The sequence below is a fragment of the Paraburkholderia sp. EG286B genome (genome assembly GCF_040965655.1).
Taxonomy (GTDB): domain Bacteria; phylum Pseudomonadota; class Gammaproteobacteria; order Burkholderiales; family Burkholderiaceae; genus Paraburkholderia.
The window spans coordinates 49,126-62,437 of sequence record NZ_JBFRCF010000025.1; the positions used below are offsets into that span (position 1 = coordinate 49,126).

Below are 13,312 nucleotides of genomic sequence, written 5' to 3' on the forward strand. Positions count from 1 at the left end.
GCGTCACGGCCAATCCAATATCTGCTGATATCAAAGCCGTGAAAACGCATTAAGGCGAATCACGCCGCTGATATTGCGCGTTCACCCGGCTAAAGCGCTCCCGCGCGAATCCTTAGCAGAATCGCTTCGTTGCCTTGTGCGCGAAGGTCATCCAGCATTTTCGATTCGTCAACTGAATCCGCTGGGTCCGCCATGTTCTCTCCCTCCCGCCGCCGCCTGCTCATTCATGGATCGATTCTCGGCGTCGCGGCGACCACGGGCCTCGCTGTTGCCGCACCGGCTTCCACGCTGCGTATCGGCTATCAGAAGTCGTCTACGCTGATCACCGTGCTCAAGGCGCAAGGCAAGCTCGAAGCCGCGCTCGCGCCGCTCGGTGTGAGCGTGAGCTGGAGCGAGTTCGCGAGCGGCCTGCCGCTCACCGAAGCGCTCAATGCGCAAGCCGTGGATTTCAGCGCCGATGTTGCCGACACCGTGCCGATCTTCGCGCAGGCCGCACATGCGCGCTTCGTCTACGTCGCCCAGGAAGCGCCCTCGCCCGGCGCGCAGGCCATCATCGTCAAGCGCGCGGGTGCGCTGCGCACGCTCGCCGACCTGCGCGACAAGGACATCGCCGTGACGAAGGCGGCCGGCAGCCACTATCTGCTACTGGCTGCACTCGCGCAGGCGAACGTGGCCGCCGAAGCGGTGCGCATCCACTACCTCACGCCTGCAGACGGGCGCGCCGCTTTCGAGAACGGCAGCGTCGACGCGTGGGTGACGTGGGACCCCTATGTGGCCTCGGTCGACCAGCAGCCCGACGTGCGCGTGCTCGCCGACGGCAAGGGGCTCGCCACCTACCAGCGCTACTACCTCGCCTCCACGCGTTTTGCGCAGGCGCGGCCGGACGTGATCGCCGTGGTCTATGCGCAGTTGCGCGACGCCGGTCAATGGGTGCGCAGCGCGCCGCAGGACGCCGCGCGGCTGCTCGCGCCGGTCTGGGGGCTCGATGCGCCCATCATCGAGCGCGCCAACGCACGCCGAAGCTATCTCGTGCGCGAGGTCAGCGCCCCGGTTTTCGGCGAGCAGCAGAAAATCGCCGACACGTTCTTCAACGCGCATCTTCTGCCTGCCCCGGTGGAAACGGCGCACGCCGAGCGCTGGGACTTCGCACAAAAACGGGCGGTTGCGATCGGCGCGTAAGCCTCGCCGTCACCGCGATTGCGCCGGCTCGACGCGCTCTTCACGGTACACACTGTCCACATACAGCGACGGTTCGAAATCGGCGGCCACAACGGCGCTCATCCGCGCCTCATGCGCCTCGATATCGTCGAGAAACAGATCCTCGCTGATGCGCCGGATCACGGCGGGGATATCGCGCTTCATGCTCGGCACGTCGCCAACAGGCAGCCCGCGGCTCACGAACGCGGCCGGATTGAAGACGTGAACATTGCGCAGGAACGGCGCCGTGCCCGGCGCCTTCTCCAGGTATTCGAGCGCCGCGCCGAGGTAAGGATGCGCGCCGAGCGCCTCGTCCTGCTCGTGCGGCGCCGGCGTGTAATGATCGCGCCAGAGCAGCACGTGATCGGCCAGGTCGGCAAGCTCGGGCCGCGCGTGCAGATCGACGGCGTAACCTGTTCCGGCAATCACGAAATCGAATGCGAACGTTGCGTCGTTCACCCGCGCTGCTACACGCGTGCCCTCCACCGTCGCGCGTTGCCACACGGCGTCCAGATGCAGATGGAAGTTCGGGAAGCGCGTGGCGCGTGAGACTGCGTCGGCGGGCGGCGTCGATCCCGCGCGGCGAAAGCGCAGCGCCTGACGCCAGCGCAGCGCGTCGGGAAGCGCGGGATAGTTGTCGTAAGCGCCGGGATACGCACGGGCGCGCGTCACAGGAAGGCTTGGCAACAGCGCGCGACGCACGAAGAGATGCACATCGGCAGCGCCCGCTTCGAGCGCCGTCGCCGCCGCGTCGAACGCCGAAGCCGCGCCCCCCACCACTGCGACGGACTTGCCGCGTAATGCGGCGAAATCGATCGCATCGGACGTATGTGCGAGGTGCGTGCGCGGCAGCACGGCCAGCGGCGCGGCGACGTTGGGCTTGCCATTGCCCGCCACGCCGTTTGCGAGTATCACCTTACGCGCCGTTTCCACACGCCGCACGACGTCGTCGCCGTGACGAACGTCCAGATGTAGCCTGAAGTGCGCACCAATGGGTTCGATGCGTGTGAGCGTCGTGCCGTAACGAACCGCGATGCCGAGGAATTCCCGATACCACGCGAGATACTCGGCCCAATCTTCCCGGCCAATGCGCTCGAACGCCGCGTAAGCGGCCTCGCCGTGGCGCGCTTCGTACCACGCCTGGAAGCTCAGCGCGGGCAACCCTGCTTCCGGCCCCGCCAGTGTCTTGGGCGTGCGCAAGCGCTGCATGCGAGCGCGTGTGGCCCAGACACCCGCCTGCGGCGCGCCAGGCGCGCCGTCGATCACGCTGACCTTGCCGATCCCTGCGCGCCGCAAGCCGAACGCGAAGGCCGTGCCGCTCTGGCCACCGCCCACGATGACCACGTTGTGATCGATGCCGTCACGGTTGACGACCCAATCTTCCGGGTCGGGGCCGATGAGGCGCAGTGTGGTGTGCGCATGACGGTCGCGCAGTGTGGGATCGCTCATGGGAATGTCCTGCGAAGGGGCACGTGGGGCGCAACCGCGCGCCGGAAATCCGAGTATCGGTGAGCACTCGCGCGCCGGCAAAGAACGATTCGGACTTTCCTTTTTCGGCGCGCGGCATGTCGCTGCTTGTCATGTGCAAATGGAATGTTTATCAGCATTCAATATTTAAACCTCGCATGCTCGGGTGGTAGGCTCTTTTGATCGTTCGACCATCCAGGGAGCCCGCATGAGCATCGAATTCATCGGCATGATCCAGCAGCGCAAGGTGTCGGAGACGCATCTCGCCGAAGGTCCGGCCATCGACGTCGACTACGTTCGCGACTTTGCGCAGGCGCACGAACGCGCAGGTTTCGACCGCATTCTCGTGCCGCACAGCTCAGTCAGCCCCGACGCCACGCTGACGATCGCCTATGCGGCGAGCGTGACGTCGCGCGTGCATTTCATGCTGGCGCACCGTCCAGGCTTCGTTTCGCCAACGCTCGCCGCGCGCCAGCTCGCGACGCTCGATCACTTTTCCGGCGGCCGGCTCGCCGTGCACTTCATCTCGGGTGGCAGCGACGTCGATCAACGGCGCGACGGCGACTACCTGAGCCACGACGAGCGCTACGCGCGCACCGACGAGTACCTGCAGGTGCTCAAACGCGTCTGGACCGAAAGCAAGCCGTTTGACCACGAAGGCCGGTTCTATCGCTTCGAACAGGCGTGGTCGGAGGTCAAGCCGCGTCAGCAGCCGCACGTGCCGATCTACTTCGGCGGCGCTTCCGAAGCCGCGCTCGCGGTCGCCGGCAAGCACGCGGATGTGTACGCGCTGTGGGGCGAATCGAAGCAAGGCGTGGCCGACCTGATTGCTCGCGTGCGTGCCGAAGCCGCGAAACACGGACGCCAGGTGCGCTTCTCCGTTTCGTTCCGGCCGATCCTCGCCGACACCGAGAAGGCGGCGTGGGAGCGCGCCGAACACATCCTCGACGAGACGCGCCGCCTGCGCGCCGTACAGGGTCTCGACAAGGGTGGCCCGCTTCAGAGCGAAGGCGCGCGCCGCCTGCTCGGGGCAGCGGGCGAAGGCGTGCGCGCCGACGACCGGCTGTGGACCGCCGTCGCGAAGGAAATTGGCGGGCGCTCGAACTCGACGGCGCTCGTGGGCACGCCTGGCCAGGTGGCGCAGACGCTCGCTGAATATCACGCGCTGGGTGTGACGACGTTCCTGATTCGCGGCTTCGACCCGCTCGAGGACGCCATCGATTACGGCCGGGTGCTGATTCCGGCCACGCGCGAACTGGCCTCGCGCGTGCGCGCCGCCGCCTGAAACGGCTGGAGAGACCGCCATGAGGCACACCGACACCGCAGATATCGGCACCGCCGCGCCGCGCGTCGACTTCCGGCATGCGCCCATCCGCAAGTTCTGGTTCGACGACGAAGCAACGCCCGCGCGCACACTCGACGAAGAGCGCCGCCATCGGCAGGAACGGCTGGCCGGTGCGTTCCGCCTCTTTGCGCGCTACGGCTTCGACCAGGGGCTCGCGGGGCATATCACGGCGCGCGACCCCGAATGGCCCGATCACTTCTGGGTCAATCCGCTCGGGTTGCATTTCGCCCGCATCAAGGTGTCCGACCTGCTGCTCGTGAACCGGCATGGCGAGATCGTCGTGGGCGCGGGCCCCGTGAACCAGGCGGCATTTGCCATTCACGCGGCCATTCACGAAGCGCGACCGGATGTCGTGGCCGCGGCCCATACTCACTCGCTTTACGGTAAGGCCTGGTCGACGCTTGGCCGCACGCTCGATCCGCTCACCCAGGATGCTTGCGCCTTCTACGAAGACCATGCGCTTTTCGACGACTTTCGCGGCGTGGTGCTCGACACAGATGAAGGCGCGCGCATTGCCAACGCGCTGGGCCAACGCAAGGCTGTGATTCTCAAGAATCACGGTATTCTCACAGCCGGCCCGACCGTCGAAGCCGCGGCTTGGTGGTATATCGCGCTCGACAACGCCTGCCATACGCAATTGCTGGCGCAGGCCGCCGGCCAGCCACAACCCATTCCTCACGAGGTCGCCGCGCTCACGCACACGCAGGTGGGGCGCCCCGGCGGCGCAGCCTATGCGTTCGAGAGCCTCTATACAGGGCTTGTCGAGCGCGAACCGGAGTTGCTCGACTGATGGGCATTCACAAGCTTCGCCGCTTCGTCGGCACGATTGCGGAACTCGTGGACCACGCGCCGCGCGAGTCCAGGTTGATCGATCACGGCCTCGATGCGTTGCGCGAACTCGTGCGCGACGACGACTGGTTGCCCGAAGCCTACGCCGCGCATTCGCCTGAGCGCTATCAGCAATACCTGCTCTATGCCGACGCGCGCCAGCGCTTTTCGGTGGTCAGCTTTGTCTGGGGACCGGGCCAGCAAACGCCCGTTCACGACCACACGGTGTGGGGCCTGATAGGCGTGCTGCGCGGAGCCGAATATGCGCAGACCTACGCGCACGACGCGGCGGGTGTGTTGCATCCGCTGGGCCGCGAGGTGTTGCTTCAGCGCGGCGAGGTGGAGGCCGTCTCGCCGACGCTCGGCGACATCCACCGCGTGCGCAATGCCTACGACGATCGCGTTTCGGTCAGCATTCACGTATACGGTGCAAACATCGGCGCGGTGCGCCGGTTTACCTATCCGGCCGACGCCCCGCCCAAGCCCTTCATCTCCGGCTACTCGAACGACGTCCTCCCGAACTTCTGGGATCTCAGCAAGGAACCCAACGCCTCATGAAGTCATTTCCCGTACGCACGTATCAGGACGTGCGCGACGCCCTGCTCGCCCGCCGCGAGATCGCTCTGCTCGACGTGCGCGAGGAAGATCCGCATGCGCAAAGTCATCCGCTTTTCGCCGCCAATCTGCCTCTCTCGAAGCTCGAACTCGACGCCTGGACGAAGCTGCCGCGCCGCAGCGTGCCGATCGTGTTGCTCGACAACGGCGAAGGCTTCGCACAGCGCGCGGCCACGAAGCTCGACGCGCTTGGCTACACCGATATCGCACTGCTGGATGGCGGACTCGCGGGGTGGATACGCACGGGCGGCGAAGTGTTCCGCGACGTGAACGTGCCAAGCAAGGCGTTCGGTGAATTCGTCGAAGCGGAGCGCCATACGCCTTCGCTGACGGCCGAGGCCGTGAATGCGCTGCTCTCGAGCGGCGAAGATGTCGTCGTGCTCGACGCCCGCCGCTTCGACGAATACCGCACGATGAACATTCCCGGCAGCATCAGCGTGCCGGGCGCGGAACTCGCGCTGCGCGCCCGCGCGCTGGCGCCCAATCCCGCTACGCGCGTCATCGTGAACTGCGCGGGGCGCACGCGCAGTATCATCGGCACGCAATCGCTCGTGAATGCGGGGCTGCCGAACCCCGTGGCGGCACTGCGCAACGGCACGATCGGCTGGACGCTGGCTGGGCAGACGCTCGAGCACGGCAGCACACGCCAGTTCGAACCGCAGGCGGGACGCGACGCGGCCACGCTCGCGCAATCGCGCGCGGCGGCCGCCGCGCTCGCCAGCCGCGCGGGCGTGCAGCGCACGACGCTCGCGCAAGCCGAACAGTGGGCCGCCGACACGTCGCGTACGACGTATCGCTTCGACGTGCGCACGCCTGCCGAGTATGAACACGCGCATGCGCCAGGGTTTCAGGGTGCGCCGGGCGGGCAACTCGTCCAGGAAACCGAAATGTTCGCGCCGGTGCGTGGCGCACGCGTGGTCCTGTTCGACGACGACGGCGTGCGCGCCAACATGACCGCTTCCTGGCTCGCACAGATGAACGTCGACGTGTATGTAATCGACGCAGCCCGCACCGAGGATCTCACCGAAGCGGGCGCATGGCGCGCGCCGAAGCCCGCTGCCGCCAGCGTCCCGACGATCACGCCCGAAGCGCTCGCCACGCGTCTTGCCGCGAGCGATCATGGCACCGTCGTGCTCGATTTCACGTCGAGTGCCAATCATGTGAAGGCGCATATTCCCGACGCGTGGTGGGCGTTGCGGTCGCATCTCGCGCCGGGCTTCGACGATCTGCGCGCGCTGCCCGATGCGCGCCGCTATGTCGCAGTGTGCATGACCAACGCCCTCGCACCGTTCGCCGCGTCCGAGATAGCCTCGCTCACGGGCAAGCCCGTCGAAGTGCTGGAAGGCGGCACGGCGGCATGGATACACGCCGGCCTGCCGGTGCAAAGCGGCGACGCGCATCTGGCCTCGCCGCGTATCGACCGCTACCGGCGCCCTTACGAAGGCACCGATAACGCCCGCGAAGCGATGAACGCGTACCTCGAATGGGAGTACGGGCTCGTGGCGCAGCTAGGGCGAGACGGCACGCATGGCTTTTTCGTGGTCTGAACACGGCGCGACAGGGGCGTGCCGCGCCTTTCAATCCACATTCGAGCCCGGCGAAAGGCATACGCGATGGCGTGATCAATCTCAAAAAAGTAATCGAGCTCTTCGAAAGAAAGCGACGATTCAAGCGCCGCAGAGCTGTTCTCGATAGTCAGCTAGGGACGGAGAATCGTGCCTATCAGTAAGGGAATGGACGCGCTTCATCTGATCTGTACTCCTTTGTTATTTTATGGACAATGATCAAAATTCGATCATTGTTTTTATGTAAAATAGCCAGCTTCCGCGCTGTGTCGGGCATTTACGCTCGTCCAGCGCGGCAAACGACTTCCCCGCCGACAGGTCTCGACTGAAAAAGAACGAAAGTGCTCGCTTCTCCATATGTTCCGATAGTTCTGGCCTCCAAAATTTCTCACTCGGCTCGGGTTGCCTGTCCGGTTCGGCATTGCTGAATCGGGGAAGCTCCAAGGCATTTGTAACTCCCACGATCCGCTCCTTCGCCGAAGCATAACGTCATCATGAAGCACGGCAATTCACGTTTAGACAGTGCGGTTCGGGTCAAGTCCCCTGAGACAGAGGGCGCTTCGCGCTCAGGTGTGGAAGAACGATATCAGCGAATGGACATGCTTATATATCCACCAAAATGAGATTGATAGGTCCACTTTTAGCGCCGGATGGTCTGCACATTCTCGTGCATTGCGGCTCTGTTTTTGACTGCTATACCTCAGAGCATCGTCCGAACTGGGGTTTGGTCCGGGGCGGTTTGTACGTTGCATCAAAGGCGCTGTCGTCGAAACTGATGTTGAAATTTGCGTGTCTGAAAGTGCCTGATAAATGAACGTCAAAATCCGCTGCATATGGACGTTGGTGCCGCGAGTTGCCGGGGGCTCTCCGCTTTGTTCAGGACGAAACTCGGCCCCTAGTGACAGGACGTTCTATCGGAACAATAGACTCGCGCGCGATCGGGCATTGCCACACCTGCCGCAACTCGATCGCGTCTCCCACCAGAACAAAAATTCCGCCCCCGAGCTCTGCGAGCCGGTTGTTGATTGCCCCCACTCCCTGCGCTGCGTGTCGCACAGCTTCGCGCGCTCCGGATCCATAGTTTCTGGCGGACCGGATATACACGTGAAGCCTCCGCAGCCCTCACTGTTCGCACGTATGACTGCACTTCCACATCGCCGTTACATTTCATTAGGAACATTTCACCCAACTGGAGGACACCCAATGGCTGGCCTAACACCATGAATCCGGCCAGTGCACCGATTGCCGGCTCGACACTCATCAAGAGGCCGAAAGACGACGCAGGCAGACGGCGCAGTGTAGTCATTTCCAGCATACGGCAGCAACGGAACGAGTAGCGCAAGACCGGCAGTCAAGACCAGTTCCTGCGGTGCTACATGCATACCGCTTTGCGCGAATCCGAATGGTACGGCGACAACGGCCGCAAAAATCAGCGAAACAGACAATCCTTCGAGCCCCGCAAACATCGCACCGACTTTTTTCATCAGCAGAATGTAACTACCCCAGCCTATGCCCGCGCCGAACGCGAGTGCCATTCCGAGCGGCTCGCCGATCCAGCCGGCACCATTCCGCGATAACATCAGCACACCCGCTGCCGCGACGAACGGCCAAACGAGCGCGCGCCCACGTCGCGCACCGAAAGTCGCCACGGTAAGCGGACCGAGAAACTCGATGGCAACGTCAAGGGCGAGCGGAATTCGTTCGATCGCTCCGAAGAAGCACAATGTCATGCCAGCCATCGCAAGTCCAAGCGCGCCGGCGGCAAGCCAATGCGCGCGTGAAAATCGGCTAAATGCCGGGCGGGCGACCAAAGTCATGACCAGGGCAGCCCACACAAGGCGCCACGCGGTGACGGAGAGCGAGCCGTAGGCATCCATTGCTTGCCCGGAAAGCGCAGCACCGAACTGTATGCACGACATCGACAACAACGTAAGCAACGTTGCGCTGCCCGACGTATGACTTACCGGGACCACCGGGGGCGTTGATGTCACCCGCCTTGAAGAACAAGCGAGCAGTTTTTCAGACATAATTGAACTCTGCAAATCTCGACGTTGCATCACTTCAGTTGCGTAACAAGCCACCGTCGACAGCGATTCGTGCGCCATTGACGTAACTGGCCCGCTCACTGGCAAGAAATGCAACGACGGCGCCCAGCTCGTCCGCCGTGCCGTAGCGCCTCACCGGAATCTCTGCCTGAGACGCAGCAGCGATCCGCTCGACATTGCGCCCCGTCCGCTTCGCTTCGGCCTCGTCCAGCCCTTGTGTACGGTCCGTCGCAATTCTTCCCGGCATGACTGTATTGACCGTGATGCCGTCGCACGCAACTTCGCCCGCGAGGGTTTTCGCCCAGCCATGAAGACCCGCTCGCAGCGCGTTTGACAACACAAGGCCCGGAATCGGCTCGACGATACTGGTGGAAGCGATAAGAATGATGCGGCCAAATCTGCGGTCACGCATTGACGGGATCAACGCACCGGCGATGCTGATCGACGACACGAGCATCGTCTCGAACTGCGAGCGCCATACCGCCGCTGAAAAATCTGATGCGTCCAGGGGGGGCGGTCCCGCTCCATTCAAGACCACCACGTCAACGTGGCCCATTGCAGACATCGCTGCATGGGGGAGCACTTCGACCTCTGGCGGACTGGACAGGTCACATGCCATCGCGTGGGCACCGAGACTTTTGGCGGCGGCATCCAGTCGCTGACCCGTTCGAGCGACCAATGCGACCGTTGCACCTTCGCCTGCCAGCGCTTTCCCTGCACCAAATCCGAGCCCCGTACTGCCGCCCAGGACCAGTGCGCGCTTGCCCCTCAATCCAAGATCCACGATCTGATTCCTCCAATCATCGACGAGAGGACAGGACAGCTCGTTGAATGAGCCAGTCCAACCACTAGTCGGGTAGAAGCGCACCTGCAACGCGACCGGGAACAGTCTCGCTGCCTGCAATCATGGCGATTCGCTGCCCGGCAAGCACGAAATGGACATGCATCCGTGCGACGAGAATCCCGTTCGACCGCGCCCGGACTTCCACGCGGCGCACAGCGTGACATGGCGTTACCCCTACAATTTCCGCGATCACGGAATCGCGCTCGACGTACTCCCCTAGGCCCACCTGCCAACTGACGATCCCTGACTGCGTCGCCTTCACATGATCGACCGCTTCGAGCGCTGCGATAACCGGCGCAGAGCGTTGCGCAACTGCCGCCCGGTCAACGACCAAACCCTCGATACGCAGGAAGTCGAGCAACGCGTCGGCATCGCCAATCGCCAGTTCATCAGATACATCGCGTTGTCCGCGCAACTCGATAACGGCCGAAAACCCCTGCCGGGATTCACACGGCAGACCGCCTCGTCGCAATGCGAGCCACGTGTCGTGGAATGCCTGGTCGAAAGTGCCGCCGCCGGCATGTTCCTCAAGAAGCAACACCGGAGATTTCAGGCACCTCGCCAGCGCAGTAGCGCGTTCTTCCTGTGCCCAATTGCTGTACACATGGATGATCGCCGTCTTGTCGCAATGCAGGTCGAGCGCCATGTCGTGCGCAAATGCGCGGCATAGAAGCGTCGCTTTCAGGTAGTCGACCGGGTCTGCACCTTTGGTGTCAGGCGCCGCAATCGCCATCAGCCACGCCTTCACTTCGTGGAGCGTTTGGGGGCGATCGCCGGCCTCAATCCGCCGCAGAATCTCCAAACGGGTATCCGGAAAGCGCCGATCGAAGTTGCCGCTTCCCGCGCAATCAAAGCGCCCGGTGAGCGTTCCGCCAATGACCTGCTGCATGCCGATGGGATTCGCCCAGGTCATGACGGCAATACGACCAGTCAGAGCCCCCAGGCGCTCCAGCGTCACGAGGCGTTCGAGCAGATGCTGGATCAGAAGCAGTCCAGGTACCTCGCCGGCGTGCAATGCGGCTTGAACGTAAAGCGAACAGTCGGCGTCTTTCGGCCCGAATGCATATTCACGCAGCGACAGGCTTATCCCCGACGCAGTTCCAGGCAGCGGTATATCCTCTATTTCCATGACTCGGTCTTTACCCGCGATCGGTTAGAACTGCGTGAGAAAGCGCTTAAAAATCGAGCAGTAAATTGCCGGGATCGCGCCCTTCGAGCGCCAAATCTCCCGCGATCAAAGCCGCACGCTGGCCAGGCCGCACAAGCTTTTGCAATTGACGCACGACCATCACGCCGTCAATCGGACTAACGACTGGAATGCGCGAATTGATTCCTTCGCCATCGAGACGGACGATCTCTGCGAACGTCTCTCCAGCCACGATATGCTCTCCGGGCGCGCGTCGATAAACGATCACGCCAGCACACGCGCACCGTACGTGGGCAGCCCCCTGGAGTGGAAATACGTCGGGCGACGCCTTCAAACGTTGGGCATTATCCGCCTCTGGCAAGGACAAGATGCCTTCGGATTCGGCGAAATGAAGCAGACGTTTCGCATCATCGATCGCGAGTTCATCGTTGACGTCCGTCTGGCCACGCAACTCGATCGTCGCCGAGAAGCCGCTCTCGTTCACACCGAATACGCCAGCCTGCTGCAACGCCCCCCACGCGCTCGAGTGCGTCTGATCGAATGCTCCTCCACCGCTCTGGGACGGCTCGAGCAGCACGACCGGTGCTCCGATTTGGCGAGCCAATCTCACAGCCCGCTCACGTTGCAGGGCTGACGCATACACATGAGCGACTGCGTCGGTATCGCAATGCAGATCGAGAACGATGTCGTGTTCTAATGCCAGCCTTGCCAGTTCAAGCTTCATCGCCGCAGTGGGACTCAGATCGTCACGCCCGCCCAGCAAACTGCGGAAATAGTGCTTCCACCCGGATCGATTGAGGCTGCGCGCATCCGCTTCGCGCATACGATTCGCCACGGCTTGATCCAGCAACGGGAAGTTGCGGTTGAAATTTTCCCCATTCTCAAAATCGAATCGCCCAACCACCGGGCCGAACAGTCTTTGTGAAAGACCGATCGGGTTGGCGTACGGCACGACAGTAATACAGCCATGGATCCGGCCGGCGCTATCGAGTACGTGCAGCAACTCGACCAGGTGTTGCAGAACCAGCAGACCGGGATGCTCGTCGGCATGCATGCCCGCATGCAGATACAGGCTGCGCCCGCTATCGGCTTCGCCGAACCGATGCGCCGTCAGATGGAGTGCGACGCCCGGTGCGGGTGATGGGAGAGGAATCTCGATGCGTTGATAGGTCACGTGTTGCCTCCTCAAACGAATCCCGACGACGAACGTCCGCGCCACCGGTTACCCGACTTGTGAATTAATGTCCAGCTGTACCGGCGACGATCCGATAGAGCTCCGCCGCGACGGCGATGTCCTCCAGTCCGAGCCCGATCGAACGGAAGAAGACGTTCCGATCATACGATGGCAAACGGGCGCGGCCGGCAACCAGCTCAGGCAGGTCTGCGACGATGGCGTTTGCGCTCCAGTCGAATTCGGCCGCTGCAATCTTCATTTCGCCAGCACTTGCAGGCGTTGTTGCGCGATAGTCGCAATAGACATCCATGCCCGGCAACCATGTGGGCGGAATTTCGTGGGCGTTCGCAACGTTTGTGCTGATCGAAGTTACGAGTGCCGGGCGTGTCAGCATGCCGTCCGTCAACACGGGCTTGCCGGAAGATGTGCAGAGCGAAACGACGTCCGCATCGCGCACGCATGCGTCGAGACTGTCAATAACGACGACTCGCGAGTCGATCGATTTCACCAGATCGCGCTTACCCCCGTCCGTGGCGAGTTCCGGCGAATACACCTGAATGGTTTGCCATGCGCGCGTCCCCTTGAGATGGCGCAGATGAGCCAGTCCCAATGCCCCGGTCCCGATCAGCGCAAGGCGGCGTGCATCGCGAGGAGCAAGGTGCTCAACCGCCAGTGCAGTCGCGCCCGCGGTCCGTTCAGCCGTCAGCAGGCCGGAGTCGCACCACATGAGTGGACGCCCGGTTTCCATCGACATCAGCGCAGTCCATGCCGTGACGATGGGACCAGTGCTAGTCGGCACATAGGGGGACAGTTTCGCGCCGAACACCCGCTCATCCGCCAGGGTGCCCAGATAGGTAATGAAATCGCCAGCGTTTTCGGGAAAAAGCGTTAGCGTCTGCGGTGGCTGCACCGCACGACCGTTCGCCAGGGAATGAAACATCCGCGCCAAGGCGCCGCGAGTATCCAGTTCCGGCAATGCAGCACGAACCCGCGCCTCATCCAACACGCAGGGCAAATTGTTCAGTTGAGCGCTCATCTAGTGATTCCGGGCCGCACCCGTTCCATCCAATAAAATAGATTTTTTA

The 13,312-nt window shown here is 63.0% G+C and carries 11 protein-coding genes and 1 pseudogene; 5 read left to right on the top strand and 7 right to left on the bottom strand.

The features are described 5' to 3' along the window. Positions 1-192 precede the first annotated feature (192 nt). Positions 193-1,179, top strand: a complete 987-nt coding sequence (locus AB4Y42_RS36140) for an aliphatic sulfonate ABC transporter substrate-binding protein (RefSeq protein ID WP_368696873.1) — start codon at positions 193-195, stop codon at positions 1,177-1,179. Between the two features lie 9 nt (positions 1,180-1,188). Here the strand turns inward: AB4Y42_RS36140 and AB4Y42_RS36145 are convergent, their stop codons facing one another. Next, on the bottom strand, positions 1,189-2,646 hold the full coding sequence (locus AB4Y42_RS36145) for an NAD(P)-binding domain-containing protein (RefSeq protein ID WP_368696874.1): 1,458 nt from the start codon (positions 2,644-2,646) through the stop codon (positions 1,189-1,191). Positions 2,647-2,872: 226 nt separating this feature from the next. Here AB4Y42_RS36145 and AB4Y42_RS36150 point away from each other — a divergent pair, with 226 nt between their 5' ends. From AB4Y42_RS36150 to AB4Y42_RS36165, 4 genes are read left to right on the top strand one after another with little or no spacing between them, the layout of a single operon-like run. Continuing rightward, positions 2,873-3,949, top strand: a complete 1,077-nt coding sequence (locus AB4Y42_RS36150) for an LLM class flavin-dependent oxidoreductase (protein ID WP_368696875.1) — start codon at positions 2,873-2,875, stop codon at positions 3,947-3,949. 19 nt (positions 3,950-3,968) lie between these two features. Next, complete coding sequence (locus AB4Y42_RS36155) at positions 3,969-4,799, top strand: class II aldolase/adducin family protein (RefSeq protein ID WP_368696876.1); 831 nt, start codon at positions 3,969-3,971, stop codon at positions 4,797-4,799. Next, positions 4,799-5,395, top strand: a complete 597-nt coding sequence (locus AB4Y42_RS36160) for a cysteine dioxygenase (protein WP_368696877.1) — start codon at positions 4,799-4,801, stop codon at positions 5,393-5,395. Before AB4Y42_RS36155 ends, AB4Y42_RS36160 begins: the two co-directional genes overlap by 1 nt. Then, entirely contained in the window at positions 5,392-6,999 is a 1,608-nt protein-coding gene (locus AB4Y42_RS36165; RefSeq protein WP_368696878.1) for a rhodanese-related sulfurtransferase, read from the top strand. Before AB4Y42_RS36160 ends, AB4Y42_RS36165 begins: the two co-directional genes overlap by 4 nt. Positions 7,000-7,236: 237 nt before the next feature. Here the strand turns inward: AB4Y42_RS36165 and AB4Y42_RS36170 are convergent, their stop codons facing one another. From AB4Y42_RS36170 to AB4Y42_RS36195, 6 genes and pseudogenes are all read right to left on the bottom strand, one after another. Beyond that, positions 7,237-7,479, bottom strand: coding sequence for a hypothetical protein (locus AB4Y42_RS36170; protein WP_368696879.1), 243 nt, complete (start codon positions 7,477-7,479; stop codon positions 7,237-7,239). Between the two features lie 706 nt (positions 7,480-8,185). Continuing rightward, positions 8,186-9,044, bottom strand: a pseudogene (locus AB4Y42_RS36175) (DMT family transporter); the annotation flags it as partial. A 34-nt stretch (positions 9,045-9,078) separates the two neighbouring features. Next, positions 9,079-9,846, bottom strand: a complete 768-nt coding sequence (locus AB4Y42_RS36180; RefSeq protein ID WP_368696880.1) for an SDR family oxidoreductase — start codon at positions 9,844-9,846, stop codon at positions 9,079-9,081. A gap of 64 nt (positions 9,847-9,910) precedes the next feature. After that, entirely contained in the window at positions 9,911-11,035 is a 1,125-nt protein-coding gene (locus tag AB4Y42_RS36185; protein WP_368692369.1) for a succinylglutamate desuccinylase/aspartoacylase family protein, read from the bottom strand. A 46-nt stretch (positions 11,036-11,081) separates the two neighbouring features. After that, entirely contained in the window at positions 11,082-12,227 is a 1,146-nt protein-coding gene (locus AB4Y42_RS36190; RefSeq protein WP_368692370.1) for a succinylglutamate desuccinylase/aspartoacylase family protein, read from the bottom strand. A 64-nt stretch (positions 12,228-12,291) separates the two neighbouring features. Further along, a complete protein-coding gene (locus AB4Y42_RS36195; RefSeq protein WP_368692371.1) occupies positions 12,292-13,263 on the bottom strand; it encodes an ornithine cyclodeaminase family protein in 972 nt (323 codons plus the stop codon). Positions 13,264-13,312: the final 49 nt, after the last annotated feature.

Excerpts from the sequence above, each read along its gene's own strand:
- AB4Y42_RS36140 (WP_368696873.1), top strand. The coding sequence starts at position 193 with ATGTTCTCTCCCTCCCGCCGCCGCCTGCTCATTCATGGATCGATTCTC.
- AB4Y42_RS36145 (WP_368696874.1), bottom strand. The coding sequence starts at position 2,646 with ATGAGCGATCCCACACTGCGCGACCGTCATGCGCACACCACACTGCGC.
- AB4Y42_RS36150 (WP_368696875.1), top strand. The coding sequence starts at position 2,873 with ATGAGCATCGAATTCATCGGCATGATCCAGCAGCGCAAGGTGTCGGAG.
- AB4Y42_RS36155 (WP_368696876.1), top strand. The coding sequence starts at position 3,969 with ATGAGGCACACCGACACCGCAGATATCGGCACCGCCGCGCCGCGCGTC.
- AB4Y42_RS36160 (WP_368696877.1), top strand. The coding sequence starts at position 4,799 with ATGGGCATTCACAAGCTTCGCCGCTTCGTCGGCACGATTGCGGAACTC.
- AB4Y42_RS36165 (WP_368696878.1), top strand. The coding sequence starts at position 5,392 with ATGAAGTCATTTCCCGTACGCACGTATCAGGACGTGCGCGACGCCCTG.
- AB4Y42_RS36185 (WP_368692369.1), bottom strand. The coding sequence starts at position 11,035 with ATGGAAATAGAGGATATACCGCTGCCTGGAACTGCGTCGGGGATAAGC.
- AB4Y42_RS36195 (WP_368692371.1), bottom strand. The coding sequence starts at position 13,263 with ATGAGCGCTCAACTGAACAATTTGCCCTGCGTGTTGGATGAGGCGCGG.